The organism is Limnoraphis robusta CS-951 (assembly GCF_000972705.2).
In genome coordinates this window covers 40,521-63,185 of the sequence record NZ_LATL02000178.1, presented here as the reverse complement: position 1 = coordinate 63,185, position 22,665 = coordinate 40,521, and the positions used below count along the sequence as shown (strand labels likewise).

Sequence of the window (22,665 nt, the reverse complement as noted above, 5' to 3'; positions counted from 1 at the left end):
CTATACTTTGAGTACAGAATTGTCACGAAAGAGAGTCTGCTGTGGTGAGCTTAGATTTGATCCAATTTTACAAAGCCTGCAATCCTAGTAAAACCATTGACATGGCAAATCCAGAGGATCGGCAGTATTATATCGATTTTTCCTCGGTTCGGGGTAGCGATCTAGTGCGAGAACTCTCGGGGGATGAACCCACCTGTCAACTCTTCTCTGGACACATCGGTTGTGGCAAATCGACGGAGCTATTTCGGCTCAAAGACACCTTAGAACAATTTGGATACCATGTCGTTTATTTTGAGTCTTCCCAAGATTTAGACATGGCAGATGTAGATGTCAGTGATATTTTACTCGCAATCGCTCATCGCCGTCAGTGAAAATCTTGAAGCGGCTCAAATTCGGATCAAAGCGGGATACTTCGCAAACCTGTTTACTGAAAATTGCCTTATATCCCCATATCTAAAGATAGGGGGGTGTGCGGCAATTTTTGGTAAATAGGCAACAGGCAAGAGGTGATGACTGGTCACTGATCACTGTTTTCTGATAAAATTCTATGCTAAAGTTAACAATTGTAAAGAAATATAAGATTTCGATTATCTCCTGGTTAACAAAATCCTTTATCGTTGACGATTTAGACCTTTACAGAAAATCCCATGAAACCGACTTGGCTTCCTAGACTGCTTGTATCTTTAGTCGCCTGCTGTCTGAGCTTATCGACTTGGATAATTGCTCCGGTTGCTCTGGCTTACGATAATCCCGAGTTACTCCCCAAGATTCAAACGCCGATTATTGACTTAGCAGAAGTTCTCTCCGATACTCAAGAAGAACTGCTCGCTTCAGATATTCAACAGTTTGAGTCAGAGACAGGCTGGAAATTAAGAGTTCTGACTCAATTTGATCGAAGTCCAGGTCGTGCCGTTAAAGGCTATTGGGGACTGGATGACAAAAGTGTTCTGCTCGTCGCAGACCAACGGGGTGGAAATATTCTTAACTTTAATGTCGGTCGTGACCTCTATGCTTTACTTTCTCGGACTTTTTGGGTAGAACTACAAACCCGTTACGGAAATCAATACTTTGTGCGAGACAATGGTGAGGATCAATCGATTATCCAATCTCTGGGTGCGATTAAATCTTGTTTAAGCCAAGGCGGTTGTCGAGTCGTACCCGGACTTCCCCGTGAACAGTGGATTTTAACGCTGATTACCTCGGCTTTGGGAGGTGTGATTTGTGGAATTGCTGCTATTCCTCGCAAACCCGGACAAATTTTCGCTTGGCAATGGGCTTTAATTTTCTCTCCTTTGTGGGGGATTTTGTTTATTGCTTTCGGTATCGGCCCGGTTGTCTCTCGGACTTCTGACTGGGTGCCGTTAGTTCGTAATATTGCGGCGTTTCTCATTGGTGTGTTGGCGGCTTATCTGACTCCGGCTTTTAACCAAGCTTCTGCTTCGGAGAGTGAACTTTAAATTAATCAACTGACCCATTTAACAGCAGGATTGAGGGTTAACGCTCTCGATCCTGTTTGTTTTGAGAAAACTTATAAAATTAATGGCTGGAAAGTTATCGACTCTCCATTTTGCCGGATCAACTTGTCTAATATAATGATACTGTGCCACCTGAATTCCCATCCTAAACTCCTGTAAACAGAAACAACCTGGCTCAGATTTTTGGGTTCGGTGGTGCTGCACAGATTCACAGAGCGATAACAACAAAAAATCACGATGGAATGGCACATTACCGATGCCCAAAGTTTAGGGATTATTGATCACGAAATTGGCGATCATGTTTTTTCCCCAGCCGAGTACGAAATTGTCCGTCGGGTGATTTACGCGACTGCTGATTTCGAGTACAAGTACCTCGTTCGCTTTTCTGATCAAGCTTTACAAGCGGGCGCTGCTGCTTTAGCCGCCCGAACAACAATTGTAGTCGATGTACCGATGGTGCAGGTGGGGATTAGTCCCCAGATTCTCGCTACTTTTGCTAATCCCGTCTACTGTTCGATGGAAGCGGTAACTCGACCCCAGAGGGAAAAAACCCGCACGGCTTGGGGAATTCAAACTTTAGCTCGACGGTATCCTGAAGCTATTTTTGTCGTGGGTCAAGAACAGACTGCTCTTTCGGCTTTGGTTGATTTAATTGAAGCTGAAGAAATTAAACCCGCTTTAGTGATTGCAACGCCTTCTGGGTTTGTGGGGGCTGATGTGGCAAAGTCTCGTCTACATGATTCGATGGTACCTCATATTCGCATTGATGGCCGCAAAGGAAGCGCTGTTGTCTCGGTTGCCATTGTTAATGGTTTGGTAGACTTGGCTTGGCAAGCTTACGGTCGTGAGGCGAATGTGAATTAATTTTTTTCAAATGTAGGGGCGCTCTTCAAGAGCGCCCCATCTATCACAAATCAACACCTTATTCCCCTGATCTCGGAAGATCCATTAAGGATTTTTAATCCAATGTTTGAGTAAATTATCCTTGACCATATTCTGACGCATAAGTTCAATGAGATAGGCTTGAGCTTGTTCTTGGGTTAGACGTTTAACTTCTTTTTGCAGAACTTCTAACTTGAATTGCTGTTCTAAACTGAGATTTCCCGGTGTTTCCATTGTGTGTTCCTCCGATTGATAGGGAGTTGACAACCCTAGATATGTCTAATCTATACGAGCTTCTGCTCCGGCTATCAGTCGTTTTTTCGGATGAAACCTAGATGAAGGACACAGGGATTTTATTGCTCAATTATTGGTCAACGGTTGTTCGCGATCGCCTGCGGGTTTCTCGTTGAGAACGAACCCAGCGACTTAAATCTACAAAGGCGTCACGACGCAAATAAGGATAATCACTAACCCACAAGTTTTGACTGGGAATATAGAGATCAGAAACTTGGTTAATGCCGCTTAAATCTTCCAGGAAAGACATGACAATCAGTTGAGCAACTTGACCCCGATGAATCTTTTTATGGGAGCGGTTTAGGGGGGCTTGAATGCAGGTTGTAAACCCTTGAGCATCTCCCACTTCCACGTTAATTCGCCGCTCTAAATTTTCAATGATAATTAACTCTCCTCGTTGATTGACGGATTCTTGTTCGCTGGTGACTTCTTCTGTAATATAAAAATCCAGGACTTTTCCCTGCAAAAATCCGCAGTAGGGATATTTTCGACATTGAATATTCCGCAAACTGGCTTCTACAACTGGCCCCCAAAACCAGTAGAGAATGGTAATTAATCCTAATATTAATAACACGGGTTTGATGCTATCAGATGCGGAAATCTCAAGAAGAATCCAAACTGAGGCACAAACCGCAGAAATTAACAGTCGCTTGATAAAATCAGAAAGCTTTCCCCAACAATAACGATATTGATCGCTAGTTGCGACTGCCGGAATCAATTCCTCAAAGGTTTTACGAGTTAAGGGAATCAACATAGAGCTTCATTGGTATTTTATCCGTTCTTTTGTGATAGAGTGATGTTAGGTTGAGACAAGACCCGTTGATCAAATTGTCACAACCTTTCATCCCTCACCCTGAACTTCTATAGTATCTTTTCTAACCCATAAACGAGGGTTTTGAGTTGAAGAACTTTCCGAATGGCGAGTAAAACTCCAGGCATATAACACACTCGATCTGTGGTATCATGGCGCAGGGTATAAATTTCACCGGATGCGCCAAAAATCACTTCTTGATGGGCGATCAACCCCGGTAAGCGAATGCTATGAATGCGGATATTTTCCGCCGCTTTACCGCCTCTGGAACCCGGTAATTTTTCCGTTTCTGTGACAGTGGGGGGGTTGTAGGTTTTCCCCAATTCTCCTAACATTTGGGCAGTTTTAATGGCGGTTCCACTGGGAGCATCCGCTTTTTGATTATGGTGAAGTTCGATGATTTCTACATGATCAAAATACTGAGAAGCGGTGACTGCGGCTTGTTGAAGCAACACCATGCCAATACAAAAATTAGGAATAATCAAACAGCCAATACTCGCTTTATCTGCAAACTCCGCCAAGTCTTGAATTTGCTCGGGACTCAACCCGGTTGTTCCGACCACTGGACTCACCCCATAAGCGATCGCTGCCCTTACGTTATCATAAACGGAATCAGGATGGGTAAAATCGACCATGACACCCGGTTGTTTTTCCTGAGCTGCCATTGCTAAAGTCCCTTCACGATCATTCGTTACAGGGATTTCTAGAGGCTCTATTCCGGCTAAACTCCCCGCATCCTGATGTAATGTTTCCGGGTTGCGATCAATTGCCCCCAATAAGGTCATGTCGGAGGCTGTCGCGACGGCTTTAATTACCTCTCGACCCATTTTACCACCCGCACCATTCACAATCACGGGGATGGGAAGTTGATTTGTCATCGGCTTTAATTGATTCCTGAAATTCGATAACGATATTTTAAGACTTAGACTTACATTTGTATGTAAGATCAAAAATATTTGTTGTCAGCCGAATCATTTCTGGATCAGGCGAAGTTACAGGCTCTCGATTAAATGATTTGACTTGGATTCGGATCTAACTCTACATAGACTCCATGTTTTCTCCTAAACTTCCTTCGATTTTATCTCGAATACCTATCCTCAATAGCAATCATAACAGCCTACCCCCTGGGGCTAAAATTTTCTTCGCTCCGGGGTTCGTTGCTAGTTTAGCGATCGCTTTGGTTGTTGTCATTTTACAACAATGGGGGAGTTTACAGCCTTTAGAGTTGAGAATCTTTGATTTGTTGGTGCGACTACAACCTTCCCAAAAGCTCGATCCTCGACTGTTAATTGTTACCATTACGGAAGCGGACTTAAAAACCCAAGGTTGGCCGCTCTCCGATGAGATTTTAGCAGAAACATTAACTCAACTGCAACAGCATCAACCCCATGTGATTGGCATTGATCTTTATCGAGATTTAGCCCATCCACCAGGAACCGAAAAACTAATCAGACAATTGCAAGCGGAGAATATTGTTGCAATTACTAATTTAGGTGTTCCTCGTATTCCGTCTCCACCCAATATTCCCCCTGAACGGATTGGGTTTAATGATGTTCCAGTTGATCCTGATGGTGTGATTCGCCGCCAACTTTTATTTGCGAGTACGGATGAGGAAACTTTATTTTCTTTGTCGCTACAACTTGCCTTATTTTACCTCAAAACTCAAGGAATTGAAGCGCAAAATTATTCTGGAAACTCAAATTATATGCAGTTGGGGAATGGAGTTTTTATTCCGTTAAAAGCTGGGAATGGTGGATATACTGCGATTGATGATCAAGGTTATCAAATTCTGCTCAACTATCGCCAGCCTCAGATAGCTGAAACCCTGTCTATTGGAGAGGTATTAGCTGGACAATTTAATCCCAGTTTAGTGCGAGATCGGGTTGTATTAATTGGTGCAACAGCCCCAAGTTTAAAAGACTCTTTTTTAACTCCCTATAGTGCGGCAGCCTCCCATGATGTGATGATGCCAGGAGTATTTGTTCATGCTCAAATGGTTAGCAATATTATGAGTGTAGCATTGAATGATTTTGGCTTCAATCAACGCCAAAATTTTTGGCAATCACCGCGATTATTTTGGTTTTTACCATTAGGTTTAGAACCTCTTTGGATTTGGGGTTGGGCGATCATCGGTGGGATAATCACCTGGCAAATTCGACATCCGGTAAAACAAGCGATTACCCTGAGTATTGTACTGATGGGTTTATTCGCAATTGGCTATGGATTATTTATTTTTAAAGGATGGCTTCCTCTGATTGCGCCAGGGCTAGCTTTTATCCTCACCAGTATTAGTGTGATTGCTTATAAACAGGTTTATTATCTTTCCCATGATTCCTTAACTCGTTTACCAAACCGTTCGACTTTTTTGCATCGAATAGAAGGAGAAATTTATCGAAGTCGATGGCAGAATAGACTCTGTGGAGTTTTATTTTTAAATGTTGATCGATTTAAGGTGATCAATGATAGTTTAGGTCATCAAGCCGGAGATCAACTGTTAGTTGATCTGGTTCACCGCTTGAAAACTTGTGTGCGAACCAGTGATGTGATTGCTCGATTAAGTGCCGATGAATTTGCAATTTTGATTGAAAATCTCAGACAACCTCAAAATGCAATTTGGGTAGCGGAACGAATTCAACAAGCTTTAATTTTGCCATTTTTTTTACAAGGACAAGAGGTTTTTAGAACGATGAGTATTGGGATTGCCTTAAATGACTCGACTGATATGAGTGCTGAGGATTTATTAAGAAATGCCAATACTGCGATGTATCAAGCGAGAAGTCAAGGTACAGGTTCCTATCAAGTTTTTGAGCAAAAAATGAATGTTGACGGGAAACAGCATCTTCAGCTAGAAACCGATTTAAGACTCGCCTTACAACGTCAAGAATTTGTCCTTTATTATCAGCCTTTAATCTCCTTAAAAACAGGTAAAGTAATCGGGTTAGAAGCATTAATTCGTTGGGAACATCCCCAACGAGATTTACTTTTCCCGAATGAGTTTATGTCTGTCGCTAAGGAAACAGGGTTAATTATTCCGATGGGTCAATGGGTGATCCGAGAAGCTTGTCATCAGTTAAAAGAAATCCAAGATCGGTTTGGAGACTTAGAATTAATTATGGGTGTTAATTTATCAGGTCGCCAATTTTCGCAACCCGATTTAGTTGAGCAAATTCACGATATTATTCTAGAATCGGGTATTGATCCTCGGTATTTACGGCTAGAAATTTGCGAAAGTGTTGTTATGAAAGATGTAGACGAAACCATTGCTTTATTACAACAGTTAAAAGCATTAAATGTGCGGCTGAGTATTGATGATTTTGGCACCGGATTTTCTTCCCTCAGTTCTCTAAATCGTTTCCCCATTGATACTCTCAAAATTGACCGTAGCTTTATCTCTCAAATGGAAGCGGAAGGAGAAGGAGAAAATTTCGGGATTGTGCAGACGATTATTACCCTGGCTCATGTGTTAAAATTGGCGGTGATCGCCGAAGGAGTCGAAACCGCAAAACAAGTCGAACAATTGCGAACACTTGGTAGCGAATTTGCTCAAGGGTATTATTTTCTCAGACCTGTTCCGGCTGATATTGTCATCGCATTTATTGAGTCTGAACCTTGTTGGTAGATCGGTCAGGAAATGTATTAAACGAGTATGGAGGGACTCGAACCCCCGACCCTCAGAACCGGAATCTGATGCTCTATCCACTGAGCTACATACCCATATCTTGATTAACTATACCATAATTTCAAACGATTTGGGAAATTATTTAACAGGGATGCAATTCAAACAAAAAGATGCTCCCATTGGGCAGAGTTGTGACCAACACTGCCAAACTGATTAAACTGCCTATCGTTCGGGTGAGTCAATATTATGGTTTAGAAGATTCCATCAGTCGTAAGATTTCGGCTTGAATTTTTTGCCTAAATTGAGGATCATTTTGTTGGCGAAGGGTGATTTCATTAAACCGAGTCACAGTCAAGCCTCTAGCTTCAATCACTTGCTTGGCTTGATCACAGTAACTCACCGCCAGTTGGGGCGCATTTCCGGGAAGGGCGTTAATACTACCGGGTTCATCACAAACAATGCGAGGAACTTCGCCAACTATTTTTTTAATCTCGTTGAATACTTGATATCTTCTCGACTCCAGAGCGAGAACCACACGAGCATAGTTGGTGATTTCTTCGTTGCTAAAGTTTTGATTGACTTGAGCGTGAACAGCGCTCACACCAAAGCTCAGATCTTGTCCTGAGAGGCTGGGAGTCAACCCACTCAACAGACTGACGATAGAAATAACGCTGACGCCGAGAGTTTTGGAGATGGCGTGATACCAGTTTAGAGAGGACAGTTGAGTGTGAGTTTTCATACCAAGTGTATTATAGATAGGGAGAATAGAGTCGAGAAAACAAAGCCCTTTAGTTTCTAGGGGGTTGTTGCAGTTGGACCAACGCGGCTTGAATTCGTTGTTGCAGTTGAGCATCGCTTTGTTGTTTGCGAGTAATTTCGTTGAATCTCGCAACGGTGAGGTTATTGTCTTCAATCATTTTTTTGGCGTGAGAACAGTAATTTGTCGCCAACACCCGCACGTCTTGCTTTAAGCGGTTAAGGCTACCCGTTTCATTACAAACCACCACCGGAACAGATTCACCGATGATTTGTCGAATTTCGTCATAAGTTTGTTGACGCTTGGGTTCAATGGCTAAAACAGCACGAGCATAGTTGAGAATTTCCCCCTCGCTGAACTCCTGACTCGACTGAGCCGATGCAACGGGAGTCTGAGTGAATGTAGACGGTAGCGTTGCTAGATTGGGTACAACTCCTGCGATCGCGGCTATCATAGAAAAAACGCTGACCAGTAAAAACTGGCTCAGTCTTGAGTTGATGTGCAGATCTACACGGTCCCGTGAAAAATTGGTCATCTCATTAAAAGTCTCCAAGCTGAGAAACTTATGGCTACCCACTCTAGATGGCAGGCTCAGTATTTTTGAGTCTTTCTCCGGGTAAGAAGTTCCTCACGGCACAAACCTAGCCAATCCAAAGGGGTTATTTGTCTCATAGTGCCTTCTGGAAATTATATCTTTGTCTTCTTCATCTTTTCTCTCGGCGGTCGACCCTCGCTAAAAGCGACGGGAGGAAAGCCGTGCCTCCCATAGTTGTATAATTGAAAAATACCGAAATACAAAAATCAAGTAATCGGTTTAGCACCTTGAAAACTCGAGTTTGGGGGTTCCAATCAGGAAAGCTTGATTGGGTAAAAACTCTAAGCAACAAGTACAAAGTCTGACAAGACACCGTACCGCCGGGCTGGCGGAATCGGGACTCTGCAATGGGTCGAAAGTCTGTGGACATGACGTAAGACGGGAACATAATCAACCAAGGTTGGTAGTGTACGCAGATGTGGGTGAAGCAGAAACCTAGATTGTGAAGTCTAGGAATCCCTCGCTTTTAGCGACGGGAGGATGTCAACTGCGATCAATAAATTGTTAACAGAAGTTCCGGTCGAGACGCACCCTAGTCAGTTTTGATTGATCTTTAAGCTTGGGTTGGTGTGGTGCGGGAATCACCGACAGGTTTTGATCTCTGCACTTTACCGTAAAGACATTATAATGCTAATCGCAGATGAAAGAACAATCCGATCTCAGTGAAATAGCTTGGCGACGTTAGGCTTGGTTACTTTTCCCATCGCGTTGCGCGGTAATTCTTCCACCGCTATAATTTTGCTCGGAACTTTGTAGGTAGCCAATTGTTCTTTCGCCCAACTTCTGAGGGTTTCTAAGGTTAAATCAGTTCCTGATTTTAAGACTAAAGCGGCACAAACTCTTTCACCCCATTCGGCATCTTCCACTCCCACAACTGCACAATCTTGAATATCACAATGAGTTCGTAAGACTTCCTCAATTTCCAAAGCTGAAACTTTATAACCGCCAGTTTTGATAATATCTACACTGATTCGACCTAAAATGCGATAGTTCTCATTTTCTAATACGGCTAAATCACCTGTACAAAACCAACCGTCGCGAAATGCTTTTATAGTCGCTTCGGGTTTTTGCCAATATTCAAGAAACACAGTTGATCCTTTAACTTGAATTTCTCCCGGTGTTCCTGGAGTGACTAATTCTCCGCTTTCATCGACTAATCTAACTTCGACTTGTGGCAAAGGTTTCCCGACAAATCCTGCTAATCTTTCACCCTGCAAAGGATTAGATAAAGCCATGCCGATTTCAGTCATTCCGTACCGTTCTAACAGAAAATGACCGCTAATGGTTTGCCATTTTTTTAAGACTTGAACGGGTAAAGCGGCTGATCCTGAAACCATCAAGCGCATTTTAGCACAACCCGAGGAGATTTTTTGTTGGCGATCGCGATCGGAATTTTCCCAAGCGGCTATTAACTTGACATAAATTGTGGGTACTGCCATAAATAAAGTTAAGTCACCTTGGCTAATGCGATCGCCAACGATTTCTGCATCAAATTTCGGTAAAATATGACACTCAGCACCACTCCACAACGCGCAAGTTAACACGTTAATAATGCCATGAATGTGATGTAAAGGTAAGACGTGTAGAATGCGATCGTCTGCCGTCCATCCCCAAGCCGAAACTAAGCTAGTTACTTGTGCTTGAATATTTTGATGTGTGCTAACAACTCCCTTGGGTTTACCTGTTGTACCGCTTGTATAAAGGATTAATGCGCGTCTAGTGATCTCAATTTCTGGAAGTAAACTGACATTTTCAGGAAGCGTTTCTGATGTTAAAATAAATCGTATATTTCGATCTTCAGCGATCGCTCGCAATAGTGCTTCAAAACTCGGATGTGCAATAATAATTGATGCGCCTGAATCTGCAATTACATAGTCTAACTCTGGTTTGGGATGGGAAACACACAAAGGTACAGCTATCCCACCCGCACGCCAAATTCCCCATTGTGTCGCCACATACTGAAATCCCGAAGGAATCAGAAAAGCAACTCGCTGTTCTTGTAAATCGTCTTGATTTTCGAGAAGTTTGGTAGCAATTTGAGCTGAAGTTTGGAGCAAATTATGATAGGTAAAAGTTCCTTCAGTGGCGACAATGGCGATTTTGTTTGGGTTTTGTTGGGCGCGATCAATGAGTGGGAGGTTCATGTTAGTTCATCAGTTTATTTCGTTAAAATCAAGGATATCATTGCCCGAGACTTTCTGAGTGATCAAAGTTCCTGCGTTATCCAGCACTAAACAAACTTCTAATGTTACCGCTAGGTGGCAGCACTTCTATACCTTGTTATTCAAAATCACTACTTGTTTTATTTATGGCGATCGCAATAATCAATAGGTGTTAAAATTGTCAGCGATCGCGACTTCACTATTATCTATAAATAGCAAAGTGCGATCGCCACAATTAGCTTCTTAAACAGTCGGATGCCAGGATTTTTTAACTCGTCGCTTTGGAGGTAACGATACTACTTGTCTTCCGCTTTCAGCTTGCTTCTTCCGCCAATCTGCAAACATTGCATCTAAGTCATAGTTAAAAGACTTAGCGTGTTCTTCGCGGATACGATGAATTTCTTCTAAAATCTCATCTTGCCACATGATTTAGTTCTCCACTAGCTCATAAGGTGTACAAATTGTCGGCAACTCATATTCAAAATCACTACTTATTTTATAGCGGTGTGCGCTCCTATGAGGTACAAACCAGAAACCCGGTTTCTAGCAGAAACCGGGTTTCTACCAATCGGTGTACCTCACAGAACTGAAAACTGCTATATTTATTGCGATCGCAACAATCAATAGGTGTTAAAATTCTCAGCGATCGCGACTTCACTATTATCTATAAATAGCAAAGTGCGATCGCTTCCCCAACTTAACCCATCCTACTGATTTTATCTTTATTTCGGTTGCTCTTTAGGAGCATTTGGCGGACACCAATATAAATTTTTACTCGATACTCCCAAGGATTCAAGAATTCCTCGCATTATATTTGTGCAGTGCATCCAATATTCCAAATCTTCATACATTGTATCTGGATTGAACTCCAAATTATAATGCAGCACATGAGGAAGTTCTGAAAATTCGTCAGAAGATTGGGGAGAAATCAGCAAGACGCGGAAGGGTTTTCCTTGACATTTTGCTGTCAATTTATCGACCAAATCGATCACATAACCGCGATTAGTAATACCGGCGCGAATAAACAGGGCTTCGTCACATTGTTGTAGCGTATACCAAAAGCGTTTCGCTCGCGCTGAGTAACGCACGCGCATTCGTTCATAGATAGGTAACATATCATTTAAGGGGTCGTCTGTTTCTTCCACTTCATGAGCGAAAGATAGCCCTGTCCATTTGCTATGATAGATTCTCCTTTCGTCGTGATTGTAATGTAAAAGGTTCGGGTTCCACATATCAGAAAAACCCGTTTCAATCATATCGGCTACATCTCCAAGATTGGTTGTTCGGGTTAGATCAAAGGGAAAAGCTGGCCCATCATATTCCATTTTGTATAACAACATTCTCGCCGCACAACGAGCGCCCAACGGAATAATTCCCACTCGGCTAATGTCTGATAATTTACATTTGTATTGAAAAATTACCGATGATTTAGCGGGTACTTTGACTCGGCTTTCTAGTCCGTCTTTGCCAATGATCATCGTGCGAAAAGGCATATCGGGTTCTATTAAATCTTCATAAACACCCGATGGCATTTGTTTAAGGGCGCTGCGGACTTCTTTCCACATGGGGTGGATGTTATATTCGTGTTCTGATTCATTGATCACGCGCAGAGTTGAATCGCTTTCTTTCAACAGTCCTAAAAGTCCGTCGTAGTGTAAAACTTGTGAGACTTTGGGTGTCAAGAAATTGAAAGCTGCACTATATTCAATGTCAGCACCTGGGGGAATATTAACTAACGTTTCAATCGTCCCATCTTCTCGCACCCAAAAGAAGGGGATCATATTTTTTTCAATGGTTTTCGTGATATAAATACCAGGGATTAATCCGGCTTGACGTTGAATCGCTGTTTGGAGTTTTTTCCAGTCGCTCGTGATGCTGTAAGGATGTTTTGAAGTATTAATCACTCGCAAACTCTTTTCTTCCTGACAAGCAAATACATGGAAACCCCAATTATCGCGATAAATCGGGACTTCCTGCTTCTGATTCGAGAGTTGTTTTGCTTGAATTAATTTGTCTTTATCTATCTCGAATAAGCGAAGATCGATCTGATCGTACATCAGGCGGTGTCCTAAGCTGTTGGGATGAGCCGTGTCAAAGGAGATCCCCGGTTTCCAACGCCCCTCCCCATCATCTACAGCATCCAGCCAATTCAGTACGGTCACACCCCAACTGAGCATCCGATTGTGGGTATCTCGCAACAGTAAATTATGTTCTAAGGTATAATCCCCGTTTGGGTATAGTCCTGCTAAAATGGGCATTGCTCCCAATTCTTTGGTCATTTTGACGAGTTGCTGCAATCCTCTTTCATAACGGCGTTGCACGGCTCGTTGTTGGTGAGGTGGACAATAAGCCAAGCCCTCGTTACCCAGAGATAGGGCAATAATGACGATATCGGGTTGTTCGGGTGCGACAATCAAGGGAAACCTGTCAATTGTTGTGCTAACATTGGCACCCAGTTCAGATAGATTGACCAGGATGTGACCATATTTTTCATGCAATGCTTTTTCCAGATGCCAAGCCCAGCCCCGCAATAACCATGAACTGCATCCTATCGCGACAGAACTCCCCACAACGGCGATTTTTAGACCTTGTTCTGCTTTGATGAGTGGCTTTTGGGCGAATGGTTCTTTAAAATATCCGTAAGGACAAGGCTGGACGTAACCGAACCAGCCATCTTCTACAATAATGGTGGACGGTGGTAGATTGGGTTCGAGCGGTATCCAACGGTCTGCTCCCCAAGCTTCCCATTCCACGCTATTGTCTGCACTGAGTCGAACGTATTTATAATTAATGCTTTGGTTATTGGGCGACTCTAACAATTCAATGTCTGCCCACCATAAAGGATAACTTTCACCACTGGTGCGTAGAGGTATGCAATTGTTTGCGTCCCACATTCCTAAGTCCTGAGTCGAACCGACGAGTCCGATGAATTCTCCGGTTTCTGTGTGCGCCCTTACCTGGAACCGATACATATATGTATGTCTCTTAATAATGTTTTAAAATACTATCTAGACAGAAAGGTTCAAAGTCAAAGGGAAAATGCAAACTGCGTATATCCCTTGTAATATTTAAAAATACTAGGCCAGACCGAACGGTTAAAGCGATTGAAAAATGCAAACTGCTTATCAAACAGAATTCAGGAGTCAGGAGCCAGAATTCAGAATTGAATTCTGTGCGAGTGGCAGATGAATAATTGGGTTGAAGACCCCCGATAAATAGAAGATTTAGCGGTCTACAATCAGTGGCGGGTCCCAATCCCCCACTGATTGATTCTGACGGATGTATTCTGACTTCTGAATTCTTCTTCATCTAAAGAAATAATAGCTTGCGAAAGCATTTTTAGAATAGCACAGTTAAGTCTGAATGTTTGTCTATCAGTATACCAAAGCCGTCGAGTGGATTTGTCCCGCACATAGAAATTTAGAGATGTTATTCCAAGTAGGATGTCATCCGTTCACCGCAAGCGAAAAGGCGGTGCGTGGCGTAGACTCGCGAACCGAGTCAAGATTCTGTAAAGCCCCATTTTAAATTCTTGGGTTTCCATAGAAAACTCGACAAATCTCCGAAATGTCAATGGGTTTGATAATGCAACAAACTTGTTCTCAAACTCTGTTTAGGGTTTTTGATCAATAGGCGGCTTTCCCAATACTCTTGTAACCCATTATCATGTGAGAGTAACACTGTTTACAAAAGTTTATCACATGACGCTTTCAACTGAAAAACCTCTTTCCAACTTTCCCCTAAACCTGCAAACCTGGCAATGGCGGGGACATTCCATCGAATACACGGTTCAAGGGAACGGACATCCTCTTGTTTTAGTGCATGGGTTTGGTGCTTCTATTGGACATTGGCGCCAGAATATTTCGGTATTGGCTGAAGGCGGTTATCGAGTTTTTGCGTTAGACTTACTTGGGTTTGGAGGTTCGGCTAAACCTGCGATTAATTATTCTTTGGAATTGTGGACTGAACTGTTGCATGATTTCTGGGCGGAACAGATTCAAGAACCGACTGTTTTTATCGGAAATTCTATCGGGGCGTTACTCAGTTTGATGATGGTGGCGGAATATCCCGAACTTTCCGCCGGGGCTGTTTTACTCAACTGTGCAGGCGGTTTAAATCATCGCCCAGAGGAGTTAAATTTGCCGTTACGATTGATTATGGGAACGTTTAGTAAGATGGTGAGTTCTCCGGTTATTGGTTCGTTTCTGTTCAACCAAGTGCGTCAAAAACATCGCATTCGTAATACTTTGCGTCAGGTTTATGGGAATAAAGAAGCGATTACTGATGAATTAGTTGAATTACTTTATACCCCTTCAAATGATCAAGGCGCTCAGAAAGTTTTTGCGGCGATTTTAACGGCTCCGGCTGGCCCCCATCCGACGCAATTATTACCAAAAGTCAAAAAGCCTTTATTAGTAATATGGGGCGAAGATGACCCTTGGACTCCGATAAAAGGGGCGAAAATTTATCAAGATTTAGTGGATGCGGGACAACCTGTTGAGTTTGTTTCTGTACCAAAAACGGGTCATTGTCCCCACGATGAACGCCCGGAAATTGTTAATCCCAAAATCTTGGATTGGTTGAAAACCGTAGAATTTAGTCTCTAATTATTTGAGGATGTTCGTCAGAAACCCGGTTAATTTCAAAAACTGGGTTTCTCCAAAATGTTCTCAATTGTCAGGGTTAAACTTGCGAGTACAGACAATAATATAGGGACTGGTTTCGGGAACAAAAAATAATTAAAATGGGACTAATGGGTAAGGGCAATTCATGAATTGCCCCTACATCTCTATTCTTCTTTTAAAATCCGGGGAACTTTAAAATAATCCCCATCAGCTTCCGGCGCACTTCCTAATAGAGAATCTCGGTTTTCATAGGGCTGTAATTGATCAACTCGGGTAATATTACTGACATCAATTGCTCGGGTTGTTGGCGGAACGTTTTCGGTGTCGAGTTCTTTAAGCTGTTCAAAATATTCTAAAATGCTGCCGAGTTCAGTTGTAAACTTTTCTTCTTCAGCAGCCGTGACTTCTAGCCGAGCTAAATGAGCAACTTTGCGGACTTGTTCGCGATCAATCATCATTAAATCAAGAGAAAAGAGTCAATCAGAAAACCAGAATTTTTCAGGGCTAATTGATGACATTAGACAAGCCACTGAAATCAACAAAATCAAACTTAGAAATAGACATCAATATTGGAGCGTCCGGTGGTTTTGAGCCAGTTTTGTGCTTCAATATAGTTATTGGGAGCGAGACGAATCGCTTGTACCCAATATTCAGCCGCTTGACGATAATATTCTTCAGCTTTGTCCCCATTTCCTTCCTCTTTTTCTTTTTCGGCTTGATAGTGAAAAATCACCGCAACATTATTCAAAGCTTGAGGCATCCGGGGATTAAGATCAATGGCTTGACGATAATATTCTAATGCCTTTTCATGTTCGCCATTACTGGTATGAATTAAGGCAATATTATAAAGAATGTAGCTGCGATCATAGGGATCATCTTCGAGCTTGAGGGCTTCATAGTAGTTGTCTAAAGCCTCTGCATATTCACCATCACCTTGAGCGGACATTCCATCCCGATAATAGGCGAAAGCTTCTTTAGCTTTTTGATTCGTGGGCATAATTTTGAGGATAATATCTGCCATCACCGTAAAGGTTTTATCGATAAAATTGTCGTTGCGTTGCGATCTTGGCATTGGCTCTAATCTCCAGTTTTAAGTGTTTTGTTATTCCCAGGATGAAACCGACTGGTCAACTTGAAGTCCCAAGGTTTTGAGACGAAAACCTCACGGTCTGATTCAGGTTAAAAACTACAACAAATCGAACTCTAAATGTTACAAATTAAAACAAACACTTAGATTTTTGATTGAGAGCTTTTCGGAGTTTAAGTGTATGACTTACATCTCCGAGAGATCCCATCTAGCCTCAATTGGGTACTTTGTATGTTACCACAAAAAAAGCGCTCGGTTGAATAGCCTCCGGGCTGGCTTTGAAGGCGGCTCTAGAAAAGAGTCAGTCCCAATTCCCGCTCCCGTTTAACCTCAACCTGCGTTCACGCTCTGAAAATGGCCTATTGTCTACTGTAGCTCTTTCTGAGTATTGCTGAAAAATCTATACTGTAAATAGATAGTGAATAGCTTGAGAGCGAAACAACGCCGATGATACCAAACCCTTCAATTATGAAAGCGGTTGAGCAGTTGGGCTATCGCGTCACCACCGGGGACGTCGCCGCCCAAGCCGGAATTGATGTTAATGTCGCTCAACAACAACTTCTAGCACTTGCTTCTGATGCAGGTGGACACCTGCAAGTTGCCGAGTCTGGGGAAATTGCCTTTCTATTTCCCCAGGACTTTCGTAGCATTCTCCGCAATAAGTTTTGGCGGTTAAAATTGCAGGAATGGTGGGAAAAAGTTTGGCGGGTATTATTTTATCTCATCCGCATTTCCTTCGGGATTTTGCTGATAGTTTCGATTGTGCTAATTTTTGTTAGCATTGCCCTGATTTTGATGGCGGTTAATTCCAGTCGAGACGGTGATGATTCGGGCGGAAGTAGTGAGGGCGGAGGGGGAATATTCTTTGTTCCTCGCGTTTGGTTCGGCCCTAATTGGTATTGGTTTTTGTATTGGGATTATGATGATTATTCCTCCCATCGACGCCCGCGTGTGGGAACTTCCCAAACTGATCAATACAACTTTTTAGAATCGGTCTTTTCTTTCTTGTTTGGAGAGGGGAATCCGAATGCCAATTTAGAGGAATGGCGATGGAAAACGATTGCTACGTTAATTCGCAACAATCAAGGGGCAATTATTGCCGAACAAGTTGCACCCTATCTTGATGACATTAGCCGTCAACAGGAAGAATACGAGGACTATATGTTGCCTGTTTTGACTCGGTTTAACGGCTATCCAAAAGTCAGTCCCGAAGGTGAATTTGTCTATCATTTTCCAGAGTTGCAAATGACAGCAACTCAATATCGTCCTCAACCGATTTCTAGTTATCTCAAAGAACAGTTGTGGAAATTTAGTCAAGCGAGTTCGGGTCAACTCATGTTAGCGGCAGGTTTAGGAGTTGTTAACATTGTCGGTGCGATCATTTTGGGTAGTTTATTACGAGAGGGTACGATTGCTCAAACCCTGGGAGGATTAGTCGCATTTGTCGAGGGAATTTTTCCTCTTTTATTGGTTTATGGCATTGGATTTTTAACCGTTCCTTTGGTGCGTTATCTATTGATGAAATGGCGCAACGCTAGAATAGAAGTCCGCAATCATCACCGACAAGAACGAGTCGCTTTGTTAAATCAAGCTGATAATTCTGTACAGCAAAAACTGAGCTATGCTCGTCAGTTTGCTGCCGAAACAGTGATCACTCAGAAAGATTTAGCCTACACGACAGAATCGGATTTGATTGAACAAGAACTTGAACAAACGGATAAAATTGATGCTGAATGGCAAAAACGATTGAATGAATCTAATTCTTGAATTTTCAGGGTTTGAGTTTGAATCAGTGACATGAATTAATCCTAGAACGTTAGGAGGGCGAAGGCGAAAATAAAGTTTTAAACACTCTCCGACGTTCTCTGGGTGCATCTGGAGTCAAATAACTCCACAACGTTTCCCAGTAAAAAAATGAAATTCCTTTAAATTTGCGATCGCGAACGTCTTGAACTTGTTGCTGAATTTGTTTGATCTCAACAGCGTGTGATAATGTTCCGCTTAAAATGCCAATCCCTACAGGAATTTTACGCCGAACTTCCTTGACTGCCGGATCTTCTAACTCCTTTAAAAAGGCTTTGGGACTGTCTCGATAGACTTGCAAGATTAACTCTTCTATTAAACCCTGTTTAACCCAGGCTGGCCAGTCTTGTAGCGATTCATTATAAGCAAATTCGCTCGGGTTTGGCGCCAGAGAAATCATACAGTCAGGTTTCACTGATTTTATCCGATCATGTAAGGTTTTCATAAAGGCTGTGATTTTATCCGCCCGCCAACGCATCCACTCGGGATCGGCGGGATTTTTCGGAGGAAGTTTACCCTCATGTTCTTGTTTATAAAGTTTGCGGGTAAACCAATCATAACCAAGTTCAATGGGCATTCCAAAGTTATCATCAAATTGTATCCCATCGATATCATATTTGATCACCACTTCAATAATTAAATCTTCTATAAATCTCTGAACTTCAGGATGAAAGGGATTTAACCACAAATTTTTAATGCCAAACCAGCCAGCAGTTCGATTACTGGGGGGATAATTTGGAAGTAAAGCATCTTCTAATTCCTTGAGAGAGGGAATAGCTGAAAATTGATAACTTTGCGGTAAAGTAATCCATTCGGGATGGCGTTGAACCAGTTGAGAATTTATCGGTGCCATCAACCCATATTCAAACCAAGGAATGACTCTTAAATCTCGTTGTTTTCCTTTGCTAACAATCTCTGATAAAGTATCTTTTCCTAAGTGCATTAAATTCAGGAGTCTATCTTGAAAACGTCCTGTGACTCGACGAGCGCTTGCACTGGGATAGAAAGTGGTTCCTCGGTTCCAGATGACTGGATAAATGGTATTAAAATTTAATTGTGAAAGTTGATCTAATGCTCGTTGAATTCCACCCGGTAAAAATAAAACTCCACTGTTGACATTGGTAATCCAAACGCCTCGAATTTCATCACGAGCGGCAACAGAACTTTGAGAGATTTCTGCTGGATAAAAGCTTGTCCAAGTCAGGGAAAAGATCAAGCATAAACTAAAAAAAATAAAAGTTAATAGATCAATGGGCTTTCGTCTTTTTCTGATCATTCTTTAGTCTTGTGTTGATGAATATATTTTACTCTATAATAGAGCAAAGATTAGCTTGTTTTGTTCAACTCACGACTGATGACTAATATGACAGCCATCTCACACACACAGAAAAGAAATGTTTCCATTCCTCCTTTAGAAAATGGAGACTCCCTAACGCGCCCCGAATTTGAGCGACGCTATAGCACTATGCCTCACATTAAAAAAGCTGAACTGATTGAAGGAATTGTTTATATGGCTTCACCTTTACGATTTGAACCTCATGCTGAACCTCATGCTGATTTAATGATTTGGTTAGGGACTTACAAAATATCAACTCCTGGTGTTCGTTTGGGCGATAATCCTACAGTGCGATTAGATCTTGATAACGAACCCCAGCCTGATATTGTTTTGCTGATTGATAGCCAATATGGGGGACAATCTCGCCTGAGTGATGATGGTTATATTGAGGGCGCACCGGAACTCATTGCTGAGATTTCTGCGAGTACGGCAACGATTGATTTAAGAGATAAAAAACGGGCTTATCGTCGCAATGGCGTAAAGGAATATATTGTTTGGCAAGTCAGCGATCATAAATTGGATTGGTTTGTTTTAGAAGACGGAGATTATATTTCCCTCATGCCCGAAAATGAAATCATTCGCAGTCGGATATTTCCGGGATTGTGGTTAGCTGTTTCAGCACTTTTAGCCGGAGAAATGTCTCAAGTTATCAACACCTTGCAAACGGGGTTAGCCTCAGCCGAACATCAAGCTTTTCAACGGCAATTAATCACCGCTCATAATCCAGAATAATCTAACATTAAAGAATCAATTCTTGTGCAGTTATCCCGGAATTTTTTGACATCGGAATTGTAAAATAAAACGTTGAACCTTGATCAACTTCTGACTCAACCCAAATTCGCCCGCCATGACGTTCAACAATTTTTTGACAAATCGCCAAACCCATACCCGTTCCTCGATATTCCTGAGTATGATGTAAGCGTTGAAAAATCTTAAAAATTCGCTCAAAATGTTCGGATTTAATCCCAATTCCATTATCTCGCACGCTAAAACACCATTCTCCGGGTAAGGATTGAACGGCAATTTCAACTTGAGGTAAAATCTGAGGATGACAATATTTGATGGCATTACAAATCAGATTTTGTAGCAAGAGCACTAACTGTTGTTCATCGGCAATCACTGTCGGTAATGGAGCCAAATGAATAGTAGCATTATATTCGGCGATCGCTATTTTGAGATTCTGCAAAACTTGCTGTAAAACTTGATTACAATCTATCAGTTTAAAATTTCCTTTGCTCTTACTGGTTCCCACTTGCGAGTAAGCCAATAAATCGGTGATCAGTTGTTGCATTCTGGTGGCAGAATCCACGATATAATGAATATAAGTCTGAGTATCTTCATCGAGATTATCCTGATATTTATGAGCCAATAACTGGGAGAATAAACTCACCATTCTCAAGGGTTCTTGTAAGTCGTGAGACGCCACATAAGCAAACTGTTCAAGTTCACGGTTCGACAGAAGTAACTCTCGGTTGAGAGTAAACAATTGTTCTTCAGCTTGTTTGCGTTCAGTAATATCAATACAGGAACCAATATATCCAGAAAAATGCTCATCTTGAGTCACTCGAGGAACAGCTTGGTTTAAAATCCAGCGATATTCTCCATCCCAACGTTTCAGACGAAACTCCATGATAAAATGCTCTCGGTGTTGAAGTCTTGAAGAACAACTCTCCAGCAAATATCGAGCATCATCGGGATGTACACCAGCAAGCCAGCCTTTTCCTAATTCTTGATCTAAAGTTCGTCCAGTAAAATCTAGCCAAACTTGATTAAAAAAAGTACATTCACCCTCAGCATTAGCCATCCAAATTAACACAGGCGCACTATTTGCCATTAACCGAAAACGTTCTTCACTTTCCCGCAAAGCTTCTTCTATTTGTTTGCGTTCGGTAATATCAATCATATAGCCAATAACCTCAGTCGATTGATGGGTTTGATCTCGAATTAACTTCACTTCATCCCGTATCCAGCGATAAGTACCATTTTTGTGCAGAAATCGGTATTCTAGAATATCCGTTTCTGTTTTTGAAATCTTTAATAACTGATTAAACGTTTTTTCAAAATCTTCTCGATGAAGGTGATTCGCCCAAAATTGAGAATTTTCCACAAACTCCCAAGCCTGATAACCTGTAATCGAATAAATTGTTTGACTCATGTAAGTCGCGCCATAATCTCCGCTTGGTTTGCAGGTATAAATCGCGCCGGGACTCGAACTCAGCAAAAATTGAAGTCGTTCTTGAGTCACATTTAATTGATTTTCAATCAGGCTACATTTGCTAATTTCAGACTCTAAATTTCGATTAATCTGTTGGAGTTGAGCGGTTCGCTCTTGAACTCGTTGTTCGAGTTCGTGATTGAGTTTTTGTATTTCTGCTTCGGTTTGTTTGCGAGTTGTAATGTCTTCCAGTATCGCAATAAAATAAGCAGGTTTGTTACTGACATCTCGAACTAATGAGACAGACAGATGAACCCACACTTGAGTCCCTTCTTTGTGAAGCAAACATCTTTCTAAGCAACAACTAGAAATTTCTCCGCTTAAAAGACGATCAACAGAATTAGAAGCATGAATGAGACGATCAGAATCAGTGAGATCTTGACATCTCAGTTGCAGCAATTCCTCACGACTGTAGCCCACCAGATCACATAACGTCTGATTAACTCGCAACCATTCACCTTGAAGTCCGACGTGAGCAATACCGATAGCGGCTCGTTCAAAAGTCGCTCGAAATAGTTCTTCAGAGTTCCTCAGAGCGGCTTCTGCTTGTTGGCGTTCTAAAATTTCTCGTTGTAGAGCAAGATTGGCTTCTTCTAACTGATAAGAACTCGGCACTGCTAAAATTTTAGGGATGTAAAACATCATCTGGAAAACTATCCAGCAAGAGATCAGGGCTGCCATTGCGTTGATCAGATTCAACCCTTGATTAAGCGCACACCACCCGATTAAAATCGCGACAACATGAGGGGTTCCCATCGAAATGCTCAGGAGGCTTAATAAGCCCAGAATTTGTTTAAAGGGTGAATCTTTTCCCTGGCTTATCCAATACCCTAATGTGAGGAATAATGAGCCTAAAGCTAGGGTGAACAAAGCATCTGAAACTACAGATATTTTTGAGTCAAGGCTGAATAGAATTAAGATATTATTTGCAATTAAATAGAAATTAAAATCTGTTAATAAATTCATTGAAAACTTCATCATCAATTAGAATAGAGTTAAATCGG

The 22,665-nt window shown here is 41.9% G+C and carries 18 protein-coding genes, 1 tRNA gene and 1 pseudogene; 7 read left to right on the top strand and 13 right to left on the bottom strand.

Annotation, left to right across the window (positions count from 1 at the left end; all coding sequences use genetic code 11):
- Positions 1 to 41: 41 nt before the first annotated feature.
- The 3 genes and pseudogenes from WN50_RS15405 to WN50_RS15395 form a co-directional block, all read left to right on the top strand.
- Positions 42 to 432, top strand: a pseudogene (locus WN50_RS15405) (ATP-binding protein); the annotation flags it as partial.
- Positions 433 to 647: 215 nt separating this feature from the next.
- On the top strand, positions 648 to 1,457 hold the full coding sequence (locus WN50_RS15400) for a TPM domain-containing protein (RefSeq protein WP_046280014.1): 810 nt from the start codon (positions 648 to 650) through the stop codon (positions 1,455 to 1,457).
- 255 nt (positions 1,458 to 1,712) lie between these two features.
- Positions 1,713 to 2,339, top strand: coding sequence for a precorrin-8X methylmutase (locus WN50_RS15395; protein ID WP_046280013.1), 627 nt, complete (start codon positions 1,713 to 1,715; stop codon positions 2,337 to 2,339).
- 84 nt (positions 2,340 to 2,423) lie between these two features.
- Here the strand turns inward: WN50_RS15395 and WN50_RS15390 are convergent, their stop codons facing one another.
- The 3 genes from WN50_RS15390 to dapB all read right to left on the bottom strand — a co-directional run bounded on the left by WN50_RS15390 (position 2,424) and on the right by dapB (position 4,340).
- Positions 2,424 to 2,591: an NblA/ycf18 family protein gene (locus WN50_RS15390; protein WP_046280012.1), complete on the bottom strand. Its 168-nt coding sequence runs from the start codon at positions 2,589 to 2,591 to the stop codon at positions 2,424 to 2,426.
- Positions 2,592 to 2,721: 130 nt separating this feature from the next.
- Positions 2,722 to 3,405, bottom strand: a complete 684-nt coding sequence (locus WN50_RS15385) for a hypothetical protein (RefSeq protein WP_046280011.1) — start codon at positions 3,403 to 3,405, stop codon at positions 2,722 to 2,724.
- A gap of 107 nt (positions 3,406 to 3,512) precedes the next feature.
- Positions 3,513 to 4,340 carry a 4-hydroxy-tetrahydrodipicolinate reductase gene (gene dapB, locus WN50_RS15380; protein WP_046280010.1) on the bottom strand — a complete coding sequence of 276 codons (828 nt, stop codon included), beginning with the start codon at positions 4,338 to 4,340 and terminating at the stop codon, positions 3,513 to 3,515.
- 173 nt (positions 4,341 to 4,513) lie between these two features.
- On the opposite strand from dapB, the gene WN50_RS15375 reads away from it, so the two are divergent.
- A complete protein-coding gene (locus tag WN50_RS15375; protein ID WP_046280009.1) occupies positions 4,514 to 7,081 on the top strand; it encodes an EAL domain-containing protein in 2,568 nt (855 codons plus the stop codon).
- A 22-nt stretch (positions 7,082 to 7,103) separates the two neighbouring features.
- Here WN50_RS15375 and WN50_RS15370 read toward each other — a convergent pair.
- From WN50_RS15370 to WN50_RS15345, 6 genes are all read right to left on the bottom strand, one after another.
- Positions 7,104 to 7,176, bottom strand: a tRNA-Arg gene (locus WN50_RS15370).
- Between the two features lie 149 nt (positions 7,177 to 7,325).
- On the bottom strand, positions 7,326 to 7,820 hold the full coding sequence (locus tag WN50_RS15365) for a DUF4168 domain-containing protein (RefSeq protein WP_046280008.1): 495 nt from the start codon (positions 7,818 to 7,820) through the stop codon (positions 7,326 to 7,328).
- A 49-nt stretch (positions 7,821 to 7,869) separates the two neighbouring features.
- Positions 7,870 to 8,373, bottom strand: a complete 504-nt coding sequence (locus WN50_RS15360; RefSeq protein ID WP_046280007.1) for a DUF4168 domain-containing protein — start codon at positions 8,371 to 8,373, stop codon at positions 7,870 to 7,872.
- Between the two features lie 719 nt (positions 8,374 to 9,092).
- Positions 9,093 to 10,577, bottom strand: coding sequence for an acyl-CoA synthetase (locus WN50_RS15355; protein ID WP_046280006.1), 1,485 nt, complete (start codon positions 10,575 to 10,577; stop codon positions 9,093 to 9,095).
- 261 nt (positions 10,578 to 10,838) lie between these two features.
- Entirely contained in the window at positions 10,839 to 11,021 is a 183-nt protein-coding gene (locus tag WN50_RS15350) for a hypothetical protein (RefSeq protein ID WP_046280005.1), read from the bottom strand.
- Between the two features lie 296 nt (positions 11,022 to 11,317).
- Positions 11,318 to 13,567: a DUF1796 family putative cysteine peptidase gene (locus tag WN50_RS15345; protein ID WP_046280004.1), complete on the bottom strand. Its 2,250-nt coding sequence runs from the start codon at positions 13,565 to 13,567 to the stop codon at positions 11,318 to 11,320.
- Positions 13,568 to 14,296: 729 nt separating this feature from the next.
- Here WN50_RS15345 and WN50_RS15340 point away from each other — a divergent pair.
- Complete coding sequence (locus WN50_RS15340) at positions 14,297 to 15,202, top strand: alpha/beta fold hydrolase (protein WP_046280003.1); 906 nt, start codon at positions 14,297 to 14,299, stop codon at positions 15,200 to 15,202.
- A gap of 182 nt (positions 15,203 to 15,384) precedes the next feature.
- On the opposite strand, the gene gatC is transcribed toward WN50_RS15340, so the two are convergent.
- Complete coding sequence (gene gatC, locus WN50_RS15335) at positions 15,385 to 15,675, bottom strand: Asp-tRNA(Asn)/Glu-tRNA(Gln) amidotransferase subunit GatC (RefSeq protein ID WP_046280018.1); 291 nt, start codon at positions 15,673 to 15,675, stop codon at positions 15,385 to 15,387.
- A 95-nt stretch (positions 15,676 to 15,770) separates the two neighbouring features.
- Entirely contained in the window at positions 15,771 to 16,292 is a 522-nt protein-coding gene (locus WN50_RS15330; RefSeq protein ID WP_046280002.1) for a photosystem I assembly protein Ycf3, read from the bottom strand.
- Between the two features lie 462 nt (positions 16,293 to 16,754).
- Between WN50_RS15330 and WN50_RS15325 the strand changes: the two genes are divergently transcribed.
- Complete coding sequence (locus WN50_RS15325; RefSeq protein WP_046280001.1) at positions 16,755 to 18,074, top strand: hypothetical protein; 1,320 nt, start codon at positions 16,755 to 16,757, stop codon at positions 18,072 to 18,074.
- Positions 18,075 to 18,123: 49 nt separating this feature from the next.
- Here WN50_RS15325 and WN50_RS15320 read toward each other — a convergent pair whose 3' ends face one another.
- The gene (locus tag WN50_RS15320; protein WP_049559705.1) at positions 18,124 to 19,386 is read right to left on the bottom strand and encodes a glycoside hydrolase family 10-like protein; all 1,263 of its coding nucleotides are present in this window, start codon (positions 19,384 to 19,386) and stop codon (positions 18,124 to 18,126) included.
- A 78-nt stretch (positions 19,387 to 19,464) separates the two neighbouring features.
- Here WN50_RS15320 and WN50_RS15315 point away from each other — a divergent pair, with 78 nt between their 5' ends.
- Positions 19,465 to 20,178 (top strand): Uma2 family endonuclease, encoded by a 714-nt coding sequence (locus tag WN50_RS15315; protein WP_235440977.1) that lies wholly within the window; start codon positions 19,465 to 19,467, stop codon positions 20,176 to 20,178.
- 7 nt (positions 20,179 to 20,185) lie between these two features.
- Here the strand turns inward: WN50_RS15315 and WN50_RS33415 are convergent, their stop codons facing one another.
- A complete protein-coding gene (locus WN50_RS33415; protein WP_049559702.1) occupies positions 20,186 to 22,627 on the bottom strand; it encodes a PAS domain S-box protein in 2,442 nt (813 codons plus the stop codon).
- Positions 22,628 to 22,665: the final 38 nt, after the last annotated feature.